This window comes from Sphaerotilus sp. (genome assembly GCF_013299175.1).
Taxonomy (GTDB): Bacteria; Pseudomonadota; Gammaproteobacteria; order Burkholderiales; family Burkholderiaceae_C; genus Sphaerotilus.
Genome location: NZ_JAAFKF010000028.1, coordinates 1 through 16,909, shown reverse-complemented (window position 1 = coordinate 16,909; position 16,909 = coordinate 1). Strand labels below are relative to the sequence as shown.

The following is a 16,909-nucleotide window of genomic DNA, read 5'->3' as shown; positions in this document are numbered from 1 at the left end:
TGAGCCGAACCTGAGCTGAGAACACACCGATGGCATCCGTCTCCTTTCGCAACGTCCAGAAAACCTACGGCAACAAGGTCAAGGTCATCCACGGCCTGAGCTTCGACATCACCGACGGCGAGTTCGTCGTGCTCGTCGGCCCGTCGGGTTGTGGCAAATCGACCCTGCTGCGCATGCTCGCCGGGCTGGAAGAGATCACCGACGGCGAGGTGCTGATCGACAGCACGGTCGTCAACGAGCTGGAGTCCAAGGACCGCGACATCGCGATGGTCTTCCAGAGCTACGCGCTGTACCCGCACATGACGGTCGGCGAGAACATGGGCTTCAGCCTGCGCCTGCGCAACGCGCCGCAGTCCGAGATCGACCGCCGCGTCAACGACGCCGCCAAGATCCTGAACCTCGACGCCCTGCTCGACCGCCACCCCCGCGAACTCTCCGGCGGCCAGCGCCAGCGCGTGGCGATGGGCCGGGCGATCGTGCGCGACCCGAAGGTGTTCCTGTTCGACGAGCCGCTGTCCAACCTCGACGCCAAGCTGCGCGTGGCGATGCGGGCCGAGATCAAGGCCCTGCACCAGCGGCTGAAGACCACCACCGTCTACGTCACCCACGACCAGATCGAGGCGATGACGATGGCCGACCGCATCGTGGTGATGCACGACGGTCTGGTCGAGCAGATCGGCACGCCGCTGGAGCTGTTCGACCGGCCGAGCAACCTGTTCGTCGCGCAGTTCATCGGCTCGCCGTCCATGAACGTCTTCAGCGGCACGGTGCGCGGTGACACGGTGGAGGCGCTGGGGGCACGCTGGCCGCTGCCGCCGGACACCGCCCGCGCCGCCGATGGCACAGGGGTTCACTATGGCATCCGCCCGACCGACCTGTCGCTGGCGCCGCAGGGCATCGCCGCCCGCGTCATCGTGGTCGAGCCGACGGGCGCCGAGACGGAACTGCTGGTGCAGGTGGGTGATACGAAGCTGGTGGTCGTCATCCACGACCGCACCGACGTGCAGCCGGACGACACCGTCTACCTGGCGGTCGATGCCAGCAAGGCCCACGTCTTCGACAGCCGGTCGCAGCAGCGCCTGTGACTGTGGCCCCGCAGCCGGTCATCGTCGTGATGGGCGTGTGCGGCTGTGGCAAGTCCACGCTGGCACGGGCGCTGGCCGAGGCGCTCGGGGTGGCGTATGTCGAAGGCGATGACCTGCACCCACCGCACAACGTCGCCCTGATGGCGGCCGGCACCCCCTTGACCGACACCGACCGCGCTGGCTGGCTCGACCAGATCGGACACGTCCTGGCGCAGGCCCAGGCGGAGGGCCGCGGTGCGGTGGCGACCTGCTCGGCCTTGCGGCGCAGCTACCGCGACCGGCTGCGTGCGGCGGCACCGGGGCTGCGCTTGGTCCACCTGCACGGCGATCCGGCCCTGCTCGCCGAACGGATGGCGCAGCGCACCGGCCACTACATGCCCGCCACGCTGCTCCCCAGCCAGTTGGCGACGCTGGAGCCGCCCGGTGCCGACGAGGGTGCGCTGGTGCTCGACCTCGCCCACCCGCCCGAGCCGTTGCTGGCCGAGGCGCTGCGCTACGCTCGCGGCCCATGAACCCGATCAAGAACGTTTCCGGACACACCCTCGACCTGCTGGGCGAAGCCATCGTCGCCGGCCGCTATGCCCCTGGCAGCACGCTCCCGCCCGAGCCGCTGCTGGGCGATGAACTCGGCGTGAGCCGCACCGTGGTGCGCGAAGCCGTCAAGTCGCTGGTCGCCAAGGGCCTGCTCAGCACCGGGCCGAAGGTGGGCACGCGGGTGCTGCCGGCCGATCAGTGGAACTGGTTCGACCAGTCGGTCGTCCACTGGCACACGCGGATCGGGCTGTCGCACGAGTTCCTGCGCGACCTGCAAGAGCTGCGCCGGGTGGTGGAACCCGCGGCGGTGCGCATCGCCGCCGAGCGCGCCACGGTCGACGATCTCGCTGAAATCGAAACCGCCTTCGCCGGCATGAAACACGCCATCGAGCACGGCGGCGACTACGTAACGCACGACCTGCGCTTCCACCAGGGCTTGCTGCGCGCCTGCCACAACCGGATGCTGGTGCAGATGAGCAAGGCGCTCGGTGCGCTGCTGCGGACCAGCTTCGAGCTGTCCACCGCCAAGCACAACGGGCCGGCGCAGTCGCTGCCGCTGCACCGTGCGGTGCTGGATGCCGTGATCGCCCGTGATCCCGAGGCGGCCGAACGCGCCGCGCTGGTGCTGATTGACGGTGCCTACGAGGACATGCAGGAGGTGCTGGCGTCGCGGCGGGCGCTGCCGTCCCTGGTCGCGCAAGCCTCGCCGCTCAAGGCGCCCCGCAAGCAATCCGCTTCGCCGCATTCGCCCCTCCCCACGTCCACACCGCCATGAACCTGCTCATCACCGGCGCCGCCGGCTTCCTCGGCGCCCGTCTGGCCCGCACGCTGCTGGCCCGCGGCACGCTCGCCGGTCAGACGATCCAGCGCCTCGTGCTCACCGACCTGTTCCCGCCACCGCCCGACCTGCTCGCCGACGCCCGTGTCGAGGCGCGCACCGGCCCGCTGCTGGCGCAGGTCGCCGCGCTGCGTGAGGACGCCATGGCGTTCGATGGCGTGTTCCACCTCGCGTCGGCTGTGTCGGGCGAGTGCGAGCTGGATTTCGACCTGGGCATGGTGTCCAACCTCGACTCGACGCGGGCGCTGCTCGACGCGCTGCGCCACCGGGTCGTGCAGCGCGGCGAGGCCCCAACGCGGCTGGTGTTCGCGAGTTCGGTGGCGGTGTTCGGCCCGGACGATGACCACCCGCTGCCCGCGCTCGTCACCGACGCCACGCTGCCCACGCCGCAGACCAGCTACGGCATCCAGAAGCATGTCTGCGAACACCTGATCGCCGACTACACGCGCAAGGGTTTCCTTGACGGCCGCGCCGCCCGGCTGATGACGGTCACGGTGCGCCCCGGCCGGCCCAACGGCGCGGCGTCGTCGTTCTTCAGCGGCATCGTGCGCGAGCCGCTGGCGGGGCTGGAGGCGGTCTGCCCGGTCGATCCCGGCGTGTCCCACCCGCTGACCTCGCCGCGGGCGACGGTGGAGGGGCTGATCCGCGTGTTCGAGTGCAGCCGCGCCGAGTTCGGCGGGCGCACGGCGCTGAACCTGCCCGCGCTCAACCTGACCGTGGCGCAGATGCTCGATGCGCTGGAAGCGGTGGCGGGGCCTGCGGTGCGGGCGCGGGTACGCTTCGAGCGGGACGAGCGCATCGCCGGGATCGTGGCACGCTGGCCGGCTGGCTCGACCGCCGAGCGCGCCGGCCGGCTGGGACTGCAGCCCGAAACCTCGTTCGAGGACATCATCCGGCAGTACATCGCCGACCATGCCGACCACCCGACCGCGCTCCAGGGACTGGACCGCACACAGGCTTGACCCCCACATGAACCAGATTGATCTGAACCGCCGCGTCGCCGTCATCACGGGCGGTGCCCAAGGCATCGGCTATGCCACCGCCGAGCGGCTGCTGCGCTCGGGCGCGACCGTGGTGCTGTGGGATGCGGACGCGGCGCGCTTGCCGGCGAGCTGCGCGGCACTGTCCGCACTCGGCCCCTGCCACGGTCTGGTGGTCGAGCTGACCGACGAAGGCGCCGTGACCGACGCCGCAGCGCGCACGGTCGCCGAACACGGCAGTCTGGACATCCTCGTCAACAACGCTGGCATCACCGGCGGCAACGGCCCGACCTGGGAGCTGTCGCCCGAGGTGTGGCGCCGCGTGCTGGAGGTCAACCTCGTCGCGCCTTACCTGACCTGCCGCGCCGTGGTGCCGGGCATGGTGGCGCGGGGCTGGGGCCGCATCGTCAACATCGCCTCCGTCGCCGGCAAGGAGGGCAACCCCAACGCCAGCCACTACAGCGCCTCCAAGGCCGGCCTGATCGCGCTCACCAAGTCGCTGGCGAAGGAAGTCGCACGCACCGGGGTGCTGGTCAACGCGGTCACGCCGGCCGTGGCCAAGACCGCGATGTTCGACCAGATGGCGCAGGAACAGATCGACTACATGCTCGCGAAGATCCCGATGGGCCGTTTTGTCGAACCCAACGAGATCGCGGCGATGGTGGCGTGGCTGTGCAGCGAGGATTGTTCGTTCACGACCGGCGGGGTGTTCGACATCACCGGCGGGCGGGCGACGTACTGAGCCTCAATTCCGGCGCGCCGGCCCGCCGACACCTCGGGTGAGGCGCTCCCGCAGGCGCTCGGCAAACTCCAGGTTGACCTGAACCGTCTGGCGCAGAACGGGATCGGTGCTCCGGGCGGCGCGCTCCAGGTCTTGTCGAGCCAGGTCCAGGTAGCGCCGGCAATCCTCCGAGGCCCTGCGCTTCGTCTGCGGCGACAAGCTGGCGTTCTTGGCCGTCCTGGAGCATTGCTTGGCCAAGCCGATGTAGGAATTGCCTCTCGACTGGAGCAGAAACGGATTCTCCCGCCATGCCGGATTCACATTGAACTGCTGATTCAGAAACGCCACGGCCACCGCATCATCACCAGCCTTGCTCAAGCCAAGGGCCACTTTTCGAATCTCGCGTTCAGTCACCAGGCCCTTGGAGGCATGGAGATAAAGCTGGCGGGCCTGTTCGGAAACCTGCTGCGGGAGATTCTCTTGAGATTCTTGGGAGGTCAGCGCCTCTGCAAGCTGAATGAGTGTTCTCGGAGGCAAGCCAAAAACGGCATCCCCCGTGCGGTTCAAATACGCACAGACAACACCAACATCCCCCAATGCAGACGCCACCTCGGCCAAGAGCTGTACCGCTCGTGCGTTCAGGAGATCCTTCTCCAGGATTTCCTGAACACGCAGTCGAGCCGCATCGAACTCGCCCAGAGAAATGGCTTCCTCTATTTTTTGATACTCACGCATCAACCCATGCCGCGGGTGCGCCGGAAGCACGCACGTCACACGCGACTCATCTGCGTCAAACACCGGGTTTGGACACCCTTCCTGCCGCATCGACCGGATGATGGTCGGGATTCCCTGACCTTCGGCCTGTGCAAGCTGCAAGCGGCTCAGGAACCAGGCCATGCTCTGATTGCGCCATTTGGGCGTTGCTTTGCCATCTCGCAGGACATCGAGCTTCACGCCGGAAGGCAATGCACCCGGCGACACAATCTCGATCCGATCAGAAAACACGGTCGTCCGGGTCGGGTCGGGCAATTCATAGTCACGGTGCGCCAACGCGTTGACGAGGGCCTCGGTCAGGGCTGGCTTGGGGTATTTGATGGCATTCGGCGCATCCGCGTTGGTCTTGTCGAATGCAATGTAGCTTTGCATCCCGAGTATCTCGGTGGACCGCCGAATTTGCTCAATCACGGAACCGGCCAGTTCATGGCGCTCCGCATGGGGTTCCGACCGGTCCGGCCCAGGGTACAAGGAAATGGTGGACCACGCACCGGGCACATGGTGCTGGACATGGCGTCCGAATAACAGGACCGCGAAATTTCGCGGCCGAAGCTGTCTTGTCAGCGGATCGCGTCCACACAGCGGTGGCACAAAGGGGCTCAACGCGTTGGCGTCCGACAGGTAATCATCAAGACCACGCTGCGGATCAAACAGGTTCATGCGCTGCAAGGCATCGCGCAAGGCCACCAGATCCAGGTCGTTGGTCGTGGCCGAGGCACAGATGCGCCGGTCCCACGACTCGACTTCATTCTTCCGGACCAGCAGCTCACGCAAGATACCGTTGCGCGCCTCGACGGTCTGGCGGCTGATGCGGACGTGGTATTGGCCGGCTTCATCACCTGCCCGGCAGGTGTGTGCCTTGGTGGTCGCGGGCATCACGAACACCAGCACCCTGGCCTCAGGATGCGCTGTGGGAACCTCATGCACCTGCGGCGCGATCGAAGGAGATACCTTGTTCCGGCACTCCGACAAGACCCGCCCTTCCACTTCCTTGAAGCGTGCGGCCGTCAACCCATTGGCAGTGACCCTTGGAAAGCCGTATTCGTCTTTGTCTTCCCTGGCGCCACAAACAACGTAACCACCGCCCAGATTCGCCCAGTCATTGGCAAAGGCACTGAGCGTCTTGACCACATCGCTGCAATCCGCAACGCTTTCTTTCCACTCGACCTGCTCGCTCTCGCGAACCAGCAAATTTGTCAAATCAATCGAATGCGCATGATTTTGTGCGTCAGTCACCAGCATCACCCGCGTCGGTCAAGCGTCGGTCAAGTTCAGCTCCCGGCGACCATCATCCGGTCCACCAGCACCGAGCCGATCGTCTTGCTGCCCATCGTGTACTCGTCCGCACCGATGGCGACGATGCCCTTGAACATCTCGCCGAGGTGGCCGGCGATGGTCACTTCATCGACCGGATGCACGATGCGGCCGTTCTCGACCCAGAAGCCGGCCGCACCCCGCGAGTAGTCACCCGTCACGTAGTTGACGCCCTGCCCCATCAGCTCGACGACGAACAGGCCGCGGTCGAGCTTGCGCAGCATGGCTTCCAGGTCATCGCCGGCAGCGGTCAGGCGACTGCGCAGGTGCAGGTTCTGCGAGCCTCCGGCATGGCCGGTGGTCTTCATGCCGAGCTTGCGGGCCGAGTAGCTGGACAGGAAATACCCCTGCGCCACGCCCGCCTCGACCACCTTGCGCGCCTGGGTCCGCACACCTTCGTCGTCGAACGGGGCGCTGCCCTTGGCCTTGCGGATGTGCGGGTCTTCGTCGATGTCGATGTGGTCCGGGAAGACCGGCTGGCCGAGACTGTCCAGCAGGAACGTCGCCTTGCGGTAGAGCGCGCCGCCGCTGGTGGCCTGCACGTAGGCGCCGAGCAGCCCGGCCGCCACCGTCGATTCGAACAGCACCGGCATCGGCCCGGTCGGGATCTTGCGGCTCTTCAGGCGGGACAGCGCACGCTGTGCGGCGTAGCGGCCGACGGACTCGGGCGAAGCCAGGTCGGCGGCGTCGCGCATCGAGCTGTACCAGGAGTCGCGCTGCATGTCGCGGCCCCGGCCGGCGATCGGCGAGACCGAGATCGAGTGGCGCGAGCTGGCGTAGCCGCCACAGAAACCGCGGCTGTTGGCGGTGTAGAAATGCGACTGCTGCGCCGACACGCCCGCGCCGTCGGAGTTCGTGATCATCGCGTCGGTGTCGAGGGCCGCCGCCTCGCAGCGCAGCGCCAGTTCGGCCGCCTGCTCGGCGTTGACCGTCCACGGGTGGAACAGGTCCAGGTCGCAGTCCGCCGCCCAGCCCAGCGCCAGATCGCCTTGATCGGGCAGGCCGGCGGCGGTGTCCTCGGCGGTGAAACGGGCGATGTCGTAGGCGGCCTGCACGGTCTGGCGCAGCGCGGCGGGCGAGAAGTCGGAGGTGCTGGCGTTGCCGCGGCGCTGGCCGAGGTAGACCGACACGCCGATCGCCTTGTCGCGGTTGCGCTCGACGTTCTCGATCTTGCCCTTGCGCACCGAGACCGACAGGCCGGCGCCTTCGGACACCTCGACGCCTGCGTCGGTCGCACCGAGCGACTTGGCCAGCGCCAGCGCGTCCTCGACCAGGGTGCGGAACTGGTCCCGCGTGTAGGAGAAACCGGAATCGGGACGGGACATCGTGGCAGTCGAAGCGGTCGTGGCAGTCATGTACGGGTCGGGCCGGTGGTGGTCGCTCGTATCATAGCGGTCGTCCTCACCCCCACCGCCCATGCACCCGAACGACCACTTTGACCACGACGACGCCGCTCCGGCCCGCGACGACGATTTCGCCGACCGCCCGAGCAAGACCAAGCTCAAGCAGGAGATGCACGACCTGCAGGCGCTGGGCAAGGCGCTGATCGAGATGCCCGATGCGCGCCTGACCGCGATGGACATGCCCGAGTTCCTGCTCGACGCCCTGCTGCAGCTCAAGCGCACCCGCTCGCACGAGGGCCGCCGCCGCCAGTGGCAGTACGTGGGCAAGCTCATGCGCCGCGTCGATGCCGAGCCGCTGCGCGAGGCGGTGGCGTCGTTCAAGGTGCCCGGGGCGCGGGAAACCCTGGCGCTGCACACGGCAGAGCGTTGGCGCGAGCAACTGCTGGCCAGCGACGACGCCCTCACCCAGTGGATGAGCGAACACCCCGACACCGACGCCCAGGGCCTGCGCACGCTGATCCGCAACGCCCGCAAGGACCAGATCGCAGCAGCAGCCCTGCCCGCCGAGGGCACCGCCGAGCGCAAGGGCCGCGCCTACCGCGACCTGTTCCAGCGCATCAAGTCTGCGCTCGAAGCAGCGGCCAAGGCCCAGGAACTGGCCGACCGGGACATCGACGGCGACGACGACGACGAGGAAGACGGCGATGCATGACACGGACACCCCAGCCTCCGCAGTCCCCGCGCTGCCGCCACCCGAGCCCATCCGCATCGGGCTGGTGTCGATCAGTGACCGCGCCAGCAGCGGCGTCTACGAGGACAAGGGCATCCCGGCGCTGCAGGAGTGGATGGCCCGCGCCCTGCACAACCCCGTCACCTGGGTCACGCGGCTGATCCCCGACGAGCAGGACGGCATCAGCGCCACGCTGCGCGATCTGGTGGACGTGAACCAGTGCGACCTCGTGCTGACCACCGGCGGCACCGGCCCCGCGCTGCGCGACGTGACGCCCGAGGCGACGCTGGCGGTGGCTGACAAGGTGATGCCGGGGTTCGGCGAGCAGATGCGCCAGATCAGCCTGCGCTTCGTGCCGACGGCGATCCTGTCGCGGCAGGTGGCGGTGATCCGCGGCCGGGCGCTGGTCCTGAACCTGCCGGGCCAGCCGAAGTCGATCGCCGAGACGCTGGAGGGCTTGCCGAACGCAGTGCCGCCGTGTCCGGGGATCTTCGCCGCGGTGCCTTATTGCATCGACCTGATCGGCGGGCCGTACATCGAGACGCGCGACACGGTGTGCAAGGCGTTCCGGCCGAAGACGGCGCAGCGTCCGGTGCGCGGCTGACGGGTCACTGCTCGACCGCCCCGAGGTCGAGCGCAGCACCCTTCACCACGCGCGCCTGTGTCCGCCCGACGGCATCAAGCTGCCAGAGGATCGGCACCGCGGCCACCCCCGTCGGCGCCACCGTGGCCGCGTCCACCAGCACACTGCCCGCCAGCGGCACCCAGCCGCCCGCCACCAGCGGCGAGCGCAACCCCGTCAGCGGCGCCACCGCCAAGCGCAGTTGCCCCGTCAGCGCGTGCCACTGGTCCGTGTCCTGCCACCCGATCGACAGCCAGTTGCGCCCGAAGTTGACGATCCCGCCCGTGACCCAGGGTGGCTGCACCGACTGGCCCGCGCGCAGGCTCTTCTCGACCACGGTGCTCGCGAAAACGATGGCGTTGTTCCACACCTCGGCGCGCTCCTCGGTGGTGGAAAGCTGGAACACCGCCGCATCGCCACCGGTCACGATCACCGTGTTGTGGAAGAACTGCAGCACGCCCTTGCGGAAGATCGGCTCGCCCCAGAGGGCGCCGGGCGTGCTGCCGTAGTGGTCGCCGCCGTAGTGGATGACGCTGCCGGTGTCGCCGTTCTTGCGGATCTGGTTGCCGTAGACCAGCGTGGTGCGGTAGTCGGGCCGGGCCAGCGCCAGCAGCGGGAAATCCTCGGCTTCGACCAGATCGATGGCGTGTGCGCCTTCCTCGATGCGGTTGTAGCGCACGACGAGGCCCGCCGAGCGGTCCTTGATCGCGTTGCCGCCGGCGCCGGGGCGCAGCGGGCCGTAGACGTTGTGCTCGATGACGACGCCCAGCCCCTGGGTGTAGGTGTTGTGCTCGGATTCGCTGCCGGCCAGGCCATTGCCACGGATCACGTTGCCGACCAGGCGCAGGTTCTCGGTGACCGCGCCGCTGCCATCGTCGGCGGAGCGGCTGAAGACGCCCATGACGCAATCGGTCAACTCGTTGTCGGCAATGGTGATGTGATCGCCACGGTCGATCCAGACGCAGGCGCCGAAGTCGGCGTAGGTCTTCACCGCCCCGGCCGCGTCGCGGAACTGGTAGGCCGGGTGGGCATGGGTGAACTTCAAACCGTCGATCTGGAGGTAGGCCGGCCGGTCGGTCCAGGCGTCCGACGCCAGCTTCGTGACCATGGCGAGCGCGCGGCTTTGCTGGATGTCGCTCACGCTGCCCTCGAAGGCCGCGAGCAGCGCGGGGCGGGTCGTGGCGCCCTGTCCGTCGATCACCGGCCGCTCGCCGTTCGGCCCACGCACACCGCAGACGCGCACCGGGCGGTCTGCCGTGCCGTGGGCGGCCAGCAGGAACTTGCCGCGGTAGGGGGCCACGCTGTGGTGGATGCGCACCGTGTCGCCCGGCGCGAGCCGCTCCCAGGGCACCTGCTCCAGCGAGGTCAGCGCCTGCCCAGGACCGACCGGGTAGTCCACGCCCTGCCCCGATGGCAAGCACGCCGGCCACGCCACCAGTGGCCGTTCATCCGGCTGGGCAAAAGCCGCCGTCATCGGCTCGACCAGGGACACCAGGGATGCTGCAGAGACGGTCTCGCCACTGCCGTCACTGCCGCCACAGGCGCACTGCACCAGCGCCAGCACCGACACCAGACCCACGGCCAACCCTCTGCCGACAACGGATCGATCCGATTGCATGGAATGCCTCAGTACCAATTGTGACAAACCAGACCATACCGCAGGCGGAGCACCTGCACCAAGCTACTTCACAAGGCGGTTAAGGCGCTCGGCATCGAACGATTCGGTGGTGTGGGCATCCTGCGGCACACAGGCGTCGCTGGGCAGCTCGCGTGCGCGGGCCGAGAGCTTCTCGATCGCCTGCCACAGCAGCGCGATCTGGTGCTCGTGGCCCGAGGCGTTGTCGATCAGGCCCTTCATCGCCTGCGCGACCGGGTCTTCGCCCTGCGTCACGCCGTAGGCCGAGAAGCCCATCCGGGCGGCGACGGCTTCGCGCTGGGCGTCCACCTGCGCGGCGATGATGCGCGCCGGGTTGCCGACTGCCGTGGCGCCTTCCGGCACCGGCTTGGTCACGACGGCACCCGAGCCGACCCGCGCGCCATCGCCCACCGTGAAGCCACCCAGCACGCTCGCATGGGCGCCGACGATCACGCCCTTGCCCAGTGTCGGGTGGCGCTTGGCCCCTTTCACCAGCGAAGTGCCGCCCAGCGTGACGCCCTGGTAGATGGTGCAGTCGTCGCCGATCTCGGCCATCTCGCCGATCACCACGCCCATGCCATGGTCGATGAAGACACGGCGGCCGAAGGTGGCGCCGGGGTGGATCTCGATGCCCGTGAAAAACCGCCCCAGGTGCGACAGGAAGCGGCCCAGCCAGCGCAGCCCGCGCACCCAGCACCAGTGCGCCATGCGCTGGATCCACAGCGCATGCAGGCCGGGATAGCAGGTCACGACCTCGAAGACCGACCGGGCGGCCGGATCGCGTTCGAGAATGCAGGCGATGTCTTCTTTCAGGCGAGGGAACATGGCGGGCTCGGCAGGGCGGCAAGGACTGCCGAGTGTAGGCGCGGCGCCCAATCCCCACCGATGGCACTGGCTCGGTCAGCGCACCATGGCTTGCGGGCGCAGCTTGGGAGTGCGGTGCGCCGGGGGTTGGACGCGGCCGACCGGATCGAGCGCAGCCCGCAGGCGCCGGGCCAGTGGCCGCTCCACCCAGCGGTTCACCAGCCACGCCACCCCCACGACGGCCACCACCACCACCACCACCCGCAGATGGAAATCGAGCCGCTGCCAGACCGGCACCGGTGCCATCAGCGCGAGGTAGCCGATGTTCTGGTGCAGCAGGTACACCGGGTAGGTCAGCACCCCGAACCAGTACACCAGCGGCGAGGCCCGCATCGTCCAGCGTCCGCTGACAATCGCCAGAAACACCGCATGGAACAGCGCCAGACACACCACCACCTGGAGCGGCGAGCCCAGGTCCATCGGCTCCCGCCCGAGCTTGGCCTCCACCGCGCCGCTCCAGCCATACCAGAGCGTCAGACTGCAGGCCCACAGCAGCAGCAGGTACCGCTGGCCGTTCCAGCCCTTGCGGCTGATGCGGTAGAACAGCATGCCGGCCACGAACAGCGGCGCCCAGCGCGCATCCAGCCAGAACTCCAGCGGATAGAGGCGGCGCACCGCGTTGACGCTGGACACGAGCAACCAGGCCGCGGCCCACCACTCGACCCGCCGCATCTGCCCGAAGTGCAGCAGCGCGACCACCAGCAGGTAGAACTGCAGCTCCGCCGCCAGCGACCAGTACGCCCCGTCCACGAACTCGACGTGGACCCAGTGCGGCACCATCGTCAGATTGGCCAGCACCTGCCCCGGCGTCACCGCGAACACCGCGCTGCCGGACCACCAGACCACCGCCGCCGTCAGCAGCACCCCCACCCAGAACGCCGGATACAGCCGCGACACCCGCGAGGCGATGAACCCCCGCACCGTCGCGCCCTCGGCCGTCATCAGGATCACGAAGCCGCTGACCATGAAGAACAGATGCACCCCCAGGTGCCCCAGCGAAGCCGCCGACTCCAGCCACGGCAGCACCGGATCCACCAGCCACCCCCCCACCTGCCCACGGTGCAGAAAGTGGAAAGCGACCACGCTCAGACAGGCAAGGCCACGAAGAAAATCGATCTGGTGGAAGCGGGGGATTGGGTGCATTTGCGGTTCATGTCGGCCCCTTTTCTGCGGACTGGATGACGGCGCGTGCAATCCCGCGGAGAACGTGAATTTCTTCCTGCGTCAACTGCGCCCGATTGCACAGTTGGTTCAATCTTGGCAACAGCTTGCGCGGTACCGCCGGGTTCAGGAAACCGAGGCGGACCAGCGCATCCTCCCAATGGGCGAGTGCGCCCTGCACCATGTCCACCGAGGCGAGCTGCGCGTCACGGGTGCGGGGCGCCACCGTGAAACCGCCCAGCGCCTGCCGCCAGTCGTAGGACAGCAACTGCACCGCCTGCGCCAGGTTGAGCGAGCCATAGTCCGGATGGGTCGGGATCGACAGGCAGACGTGGCAGCGGTAGACATCCTCGTTGGACAGGCCATAGCGTTCGCTGCCGAAGACGAAGGCCACGCGGGACGCGCTGGCGGCGAGTTCGGCGAAGTACGGGCGCGGCGCCACGGTGGGCGGGCCGAAGTCGCGCGGCGTCATCGCCGTGGCGCAGGCAACCTGGATGCCGTCGAGCGCCTCTTCCAGCGTCGGCACGATGCGCGCGCGCACGAGGATGTCCGCCGCCCCACTGGCCATCGCCACCGTCTCCTCCTGGCTGAGTACATTGCCGAAGCGCGGCGCCACCAGCACCAGGTCGGTGAAACCCATCACCTTCATGGCCCGCGCCGTGGCGCCGACGTTGCCCGGATGGCTGGTCCTCACCAACACGAATCGGGTGGAGTCGGGGGTCGAAACCGGGGCGAGGGGCGTGGAATCTGGCATGGGATGGTCAAGGCGTGGTCAAAGCACCGTAAAATGGACGGTTATCTTAGGCCCGCTGCCTTGCGCCGCCCGCCGCTGCTCTTTCCCACCGCCAGCCCCTTGCCACGTCGCCACGCACCCCGCGTCGCGGCCATCCGCCGTTCGAGTCCCCCGGAGCCATCCCCGCCATGTCGCAGCAATCCACCTTGCACCCCATGCTCAACATCGCCATCAAGGCCGCACGCGCGGCCGGAGCGATCATCAACCGGGCCAGTCTCGACGTAGACCGCCTGACCGTCACCAGCAAGGGGCCGAACGACTTCGTCACCGAGGTCGATCAGGCGGCCGAGCGCGCCATCATCGAGACCCTGCTGACCGCCTACCCGGACCACGCCATCCTGGCCGAGGAATCGGGACGTTCGATGGGTTCGCAGACCAGCGACTACGTCTGGATCATCGACCCGCTGGACGGCACCACCAACTTCATCCACGGCTTCCCGCAGTACGCGGTGTCGATCGCGCTGGCGTTCAAGGGCAAGGTCGAGCAGGCCGTCGTGTACGACCCGGCCCGCAACGACCTGTTCTACGCCACCAAGGGCCGCGGCGCCTTCATGAACGACAAGCGCCTGCGCGTGTCCAAGCGCATCCGGCTGGCCGACGCGCTGATCGGCACCGGCTTTCCCTTCCGCAAGGGCGACAACTTCAAGCGTTACCTGAAGATCATGGAAGAGCTGATGCCGCTGTGCGCCGGCCTGCGCCGGCCGGGGGCCGCGGCACTGGACCTGTGCTATGTGGCGGCGGGCTGGTACGACGCCTTCTTCGAGACCGGGCTGCACCCGTGGGACGTGGCGGCTGGCTCGCTGATCGTCACGGAGGCCGGTGGTCTGGTCGGCAACTTCACGGGCGAAGCGGACTTCCTGTACCAGCGTGAAGTCCTGGCTGGCTCGCCCAAGGTGTATGCGCAACTGGTGCCGATCCTGGCGCAATACACCCGCGTGATCACCGAGGACGACACGGCCCCGGTGGTCACGTCGTCGGCCCCGGTCACGCCCAAGGCCCGCGCCACCAAGGTTCGCGCCAAGACCACCGGCACCGGCACCGACACCATCGCCTCGGCCCGCAGCGGCGCCGCCGCACTGACACCGCTGGACGTGTTCATCGCCGAGACACAACCCGAACTGGTGGCAGAACTCGCCGCAGAAGAAGCCGCGGAGCAGGCCGCCGAGAAGCCCGTGTTCGACATCCCGCTGTCGCCGGCCGCTGCACTGGCCGCCGCCTTCGAGCCGATGCCTGACGCCAACGCGGCGCCCGCCCCGGTCGTGACGATCCGCAAGCCGACGCGCATCAAGAAGGAAGACATGCCGCCGAAGGAAGAGCCGGCGCCGGAGCGCAAGCGTGGGCGTCGGGATGATGCGCCGTTCTGATCACAAGTCAACTGCACCTGGATTCAGGCCATGCCGCATGCGCTGCTGATCGACCAACCCTCCCTGGACGGCTTCTGTCCCATTGCCGAAGCCGTCGAGCAGCTCGCCCATGGCGCTAACCCGAGCGAGCGCGGAGCGGTCTACACGCGCCACGAAATCGTGGACTTCATGCTGGACCTCGTCGGCTACACGCAGGACCAGCCGCTGTACCGCATGCGGCTCCTCGAACCGTCGTTTGGAGGCGGCGAATTCCTGCTGGCAGCGGTGCGCAGGCTGATGACGATGGTTCAATCAGCGAACCACCAGGGGGATTTGGCCGATTGCATCCGGGCGGTCGAATTGCACCGTGGCACCTTCAATGCGACGCAGGCCAAGCTCCACTCGCTCCTGTCCGAGTTCGGACTGGGGGCCGCTGAAGGTGCTCGCTTGGCCTCGGCGTGGCTGGTCTGTGCCGATTTTCTGCTTTCATCGATGCCGGGTCGCTTCGATGTCGTGGTGGGCAATCCGCCGTATGTGCGCCAGGAACTGATCCCCGCCGCGCTGCTGGCGCAATACCGCAAACGCTACACCACGCTCTACGATCGGGCCGATCTCTACATCCCGTTCATCGAGCGTTCGCTCGACCTGCTCGCCGAACACGGCCAGCTCGCATTCATCTGCGCCGACCGCTGGACCAAGAACCAGTACGGCCGCCCCCTGCGGGCCAAAGTGGCCGAGGGCTTCCACCTGCGGGCCTATGTGGACATGGTGGACACCCCGGCCTTCGACACCGACGTGATTGCCTATCCCGCCATCACGCTCATCGAGAAAGCGCCCCCGGGCGCCACTCTGGTTGCGGCACGGCCCGAACTACAAGCGATCAGGCTCGCGCAGCTTGCCCAAGCATTGCGCCAAGGCCAACCATGTCCTGAACTCGGTGTGTCCCTGATTGAGCAGGTGAGCACCGGTGACGCGCCCTGGGTGTTGAGTTCATCCGATCAACGCGCCCTGCTGCGCCGCCTGGAGGCCCTGTTCCCGACCTTGGAGGAAGCTGGCTGCAAAGTCGGGATTGGTGTTGCCACCGGAGCGGACAAAGCCTTCATCGGCCCGATGGACGAACTGGACGTGGAATCCAGTCGCAAGCTGCCATTGGTCACGACCAAGGACATCGCCAGCGGTGTCGTGCGCTGGCGCGGGTCAGGGGTGATCAACCCGTTCGAGGACGATGGCCGGTTGGTGGACCTCGCCCACTATCCCAAACTGTCCGCCCATCTCGGACAACACCGTGAAGCCATCGCCCGACGCCATGTGGCTCAGAAATCGCCCGCAAGTTGGTATCGCACCATTGACCGCATCACACCCTCTCTGGCGACGAGCCCCAAGCTGCTGATCCCGGACATCAAGGGCTCGGCCCATGTGGTGTTCGAGGACGGCTGGCTCTACCCGCACCACAACCTCTATTTCGTGGTGTCCGAGGAGTGGGAGCTGCGGGCCTTGCATGCGGTGCTCCTGTCCTGCGTGACGCGACAGTTCATCACTGCGTATTCGACGACGATGCAAGGTGGGTTCCTGCGCTACCAAGCCCAGTATCTGCGGCGCATCCGACTACCACGATGGTCAACCGTGTCCGCACTGATGCGCGAGAGGCTGGCACAAGCTGCATTGGCGCTGGATCTGGCCGCCTGTGACAAAGCGGCTTGCGAACTCTACGGTTTGACGCCAGCCGAAACACAACTGTTGGCCCAAGGCTGACACCGACTACACCCCGAAAGACCGCTGTTCATGGCACTGAATCTCTGTGACTACCAACACAAGGCCGGCGTGACTTCGTTAGCCGGACACACTGCGATGCACGCAGCCTTGTGATGCAAGCAGTCCCCGCGCGATCTTTCGCCATGATTTCTTTGTTCGCAGGAGCTGGCGGGCTGGACATCGGTCTTGAACAAGCAGGCTTCACCACCCGCGCCATCAACGAGCTGCAAACCCACGCCTGCGAAACGCTGCGGCAAAACAAAATACTCTCCTGGCTCCGACAAGAAGAATTTCCCGCTTGGTTCGACGCCCAGATGCAGCAACGCTGCTACGCCAAGATTTCCGCAGTGGATCGACTGGAGCTTTTCAAACAGTTGTCCTCGGCGGTTGGCAGTAACCGATACCTGCACCAAGCGGAC

Annotated in this window: 15 protein-coding genes and 1 pseudogene; 10 read left to right on the top strand and 6 right to left on the bottom strand. The window is 67.4% G+C overall.

All coding sequences use genetic code 11. The annotated features are described in order from the left end of the window. Window positions 1-29: 29 nt before the first annotated feature. The 5 genes from QZW52_RS07020 to QZW52_RS07000 are packed head-to-tail and all read left to right on the top strand — an operon-like array spanning window position 30 to window position 4,179. Entirely contained in the window at window positions 30-1,085 is a 1,056-nt protein-coding gene (locus QZW52_RS07020; RefSeq protein ID WP_293996711.1) for an ABC transporter ATP-binding protein, read from the top strand. Further along, window positions 1,082-1,597, top strand: coding sequence for a gluconokinase (locus tag QZW52_RS07015; RefSeq protein ID WP_363226282.1), 516 nt, complete (start codon window positions 1,082-1,084; stop codon window positions 1,595-1,597). Before QZW52_RS07020 ends, QZW52_RS07015 begins: the two co-directional genes overlap by 4 nt. Then, window positions 1,594-2,394, top strand: coding sequence for a FadR/GntR family transcriptional regulator (locus QZW52_RS07010; RefSeq protein WP_293996709.1), 801 nt, complete (start codon window positions 1,594-1,596; stop codon window positions 2,392-2,394). The genes QZW52_RS07015 and QZW52_RS07010 overlap by 4 nt, the downstream gene beginning before the upstream one ends. Then, window positions 2,391-3,419: a D-erythronate dehydrogenase gene (gene denD / locus QZW52_RS07005; RefSeq protein ID WP_293996707.1), complete on the top strand. Its 1,029-nt coding sequence runs from the start codon at window positions 2,391-2,393 to the stop codon at window positions 3,417-3,419. Before QZW52_RS07010 ends, denD begins: the two co-directional genes overlap by 4 nt. 7 nt (window positions 3,420-3,426) lie before the next feature. Beyond that, window positions 3,427-4,179 carry an SDR family NAD(P)-dependent oxidoreductase gene (locus QZW52_RS07000; protein WP_293996705.1) on the top strand — a complete coding sequence of 251 codons (753 nt, stop codon included), beginning with the start codon at window positions 3,427-3,429 and terminating at the stop codon, window positions 4,177-4,179. A 3-nt stretch (window positions 4,180-4,182) separates the two neighbouring features. Here the strand turns inward: QZW52_RS07000 and QZW52_RS06995 are convergent, their stop codons facing one another. Further along, on the bottom strand, window positions 4,183-6,174 hold the full coding sequence (locus tag QZW52_RS06995; protein ID WP_293996703.1) for an ATP-binding protein: 1,992 nt from the start codon (window positions 6,172-6,174) through the stop codon (window positions 4,183-4,185). Window positions 6,175-6,203: 29 nt separating this feature from the next. Then, a complete protein-coding gene (gene pmbA / locus QZW52_RS06990) occupies window positions 6,204-7,571 on the bottom strand; it encodes a metalloprotease PmbA (RefSeq protein ID WP_293996701.1) in 1,368 nt (455 codons plus the stop codon). Between the two features lie 91 nt (window positions 7,572-7,662). On the opposite strand from pmbA, the gene yjgA reads away from it, so the two are divergent. Beyond that, window positions 7,663-8,301, top strand: a complete 639-nt coding sequence (yjgA, locus tag QZW52_RS06985; protein ID WP_293996700.1) for a ribosome biogenesis factor YjgA — start codon at window positions 7,663-7,665, stop codon at window positions 8,299-8,301. After that, a complete protein-coding gene (gene mog, locus QZW52_RS06980; protein WP_293996698.1) occupies window positions 8,294-8,923 on the top strand; it encodes a molybdopterin adenylyltransferase in 630 nt (209 codons plus the stop codon). Before yjgA ends, mog begins: the two co-directional genes overlap by 8 nt. A gap of 4 nt (window positions 8,924-8,927) precedes the next feature. Here the strand turns inward: mog and QZW52_RS06975 are convergent, their stop codons facing one another. The 4 genes from QZW52_RS06975 to QZW52_RS06960 all read right to left on the bottom strand — a co-directional run bounded on the left by QZW52_RS06975 (window position 8,928) and on the right by QZW52_RS06960 (window position 13,356). Continuing rightward, the gene (locus tag QZW52_RS06975) at window positions 8,928-10,559 is read right to left on the bottom strand and encodes a right-handed parallel beta-helix repeat-containing protein (protein WP_293996696.1); all 1,632 of its coding nucleotides are present in this window, start codon (window positions 10,557-10,559) and stop codon (window positions 8,928-8,930) included. A 63-nt stretch (window positions 10,560-10,622) separates the two neighbouring features. Then, window positions 10,623-11,402, bottom strand: a complete 780-nt coding sequence (gene cysE, locus QZW52_RS06970) for a serine O-acetyltransferase (protein WP_293996694.1) — start codon at window positions 11,400-11,402, stop codon at window positions 10,623-10,625. A 75-nt stretch (window positions 11,403-11,477) separates the two neighbouring features. Continuing rightward, the gene (locus tag QZW52_RS06965; protein WP_293996692.1) at window positions 11,478-12,584 is read right to left on the bottom strand and encodes an acyltransferase family protein; all 1,107 of its coding nucleotides are present in this window, start codon (window positions 12,582-12,584) and stop codon (window positions 11,478-11,480) included. A 7-nt stretch (window positions 12,585-12,591) separates the two neighbouring features. Beyond that, entirely contained in the window at window positions 12,592-13,356 is a 765-nt protein-coding gene (locus QZW52_RS06960) for an RNA methyltransferase (RefSeq protein ID WP_293996690.1), read from the bottom strand. 167 nt (window positions 13,357-13,523) lie between these two features. Here QZW52_RS06960 and QZW52_RS06955 point away from each other — a divergent pair. The 3 genes and pseudogenes from QZW52_RS06955 to QZW52_RS06945 form a co-directional block, all read left to right on the top strand. Next, a pseudogene (locus QZW52_RS06955) lies at window positions 13,524-14,316 on the top strand (inositol monophosphatase family protein); the annotation flags it as partial. A 473-nt stretch (window positions 14,317-14,789) separates the two neighbouring features. Then, on the top strand, window positions 14,790-16,490 hold the full coding sequence (locus tag QZW52_RS06950) for an Eco57I restriction-modification methylase domain-containing protein (RefSeq protein WP_293996688.1): 1,701 nt from the start codon (window positions 14,790-14,792) through the stop codon (window positions 16,488-16,490). Between the two features lie 143 nt (window positions 16,491-16,633). Then, window positions 16,634-16,909: DNA cytosine methyltransferase (locus QZW52_RS06945; RefSeq protein WP_293996686.1), on the top strand; the 276-nt coding region annotated here is incomplete at its 3' end.

What these genes read in the sequence shown, in the direction of transcription:
- QZW52_RS07020 (WP_293996711.1), top strand. Translation starts at nt 30, where the DNA reads ATGGCATCCGTCTCCTTTCGCAACGTCCAGAAAACCTACGGCAACAAG.
- QZW52_RS07010 (WP_293996709.1), top strand. Translation starts at nt 1,594, where the DNA reads ATGAACCCGATCAAGAACGTTTCCGGACACACCCTCGACCTGCTGGGC.
- denD (WP_293996707.1), top strand. Translation starts at nt 2,391, where the DNA reads ATGAACCTGCTCATCACCGGCGCCGCCGGCTTCCTCGGCGCCCGTCTG.
- QZW52_RS07000 (WP_293996705.1), top strand. Translation starts at nt 3,427, where the DNA reads ATGAACCAGATTGATCTGAACCGCCGCGTCGCCGTCATCACGGGCGGT.
- QZW52_RS06995 (WP_293996703.1), bottom strand. Translation starts at nt 6,174, where the DNA reads ATGCTGGTGACTGACGCACAAAATCATGCGCATTCGATTGATTTGACA.
- pmbA (WP_293996701.1), bottom strand. Translation starts at nt 7,571, where the DNA reads ATGTCCCGTCCCGATTCCGGTTTCTCCTACACGCGGGACCAGTTCCGC.
- yjgA (WP_293996700.1), top strand. Translation starts at nt 7,663, where the DNA reads ATGCACCCGAACGACCACTTTGACCACGACGACGCCGCTCCGGCCCGC.
- mog (WP_293996698.1), top strand. Translation starts at nt 8,294, where the DNA reads ATGCATGACACGGACACCCCAGCCTCCGCAGTCCCCGCGCTGCCGCCA.
- QZW52_RS06975 (WP_293996696.1), bottom strand. Translation starts at nt 10,559, where the DNA reads ATGCAATCGGATCGATCCGTTGTCGGCAGAGGGTTGGCCGTGGGTCTG.
- cysE (WP_293996694.1), bottom strand. Translation starts at nt 11,402, where the DNA reads ATGTTCCCTCGCCTGAAAGAAGACATCGCCTGCATTCTCGAACGCGAT.
- QZW52_RS06965 (WP_293996692.1), bottom strand. Translation starts at nt 12,584, where the DNA reads ATGCACCCAATCCCCCGCTTCCACCAGATCGATTTTCTTCGTGGCCTT.
- QZW52_RS06960 (WP_293996690.1), bottom strand. Translation starts at nt 13,356, where the DNA reads ATGCCAGATTCCACGCCCCTCGCCCCGGTTTCGACCCCCGACTCCACC.
- QZW52_RS06950 (WP_293996688.1), top strand. Translation starts at nt 14,790, where the DNA reads ATGCCGCATGCGCTGCTGATCGACCAACCCTCCCTGGACGGCTTCTGT.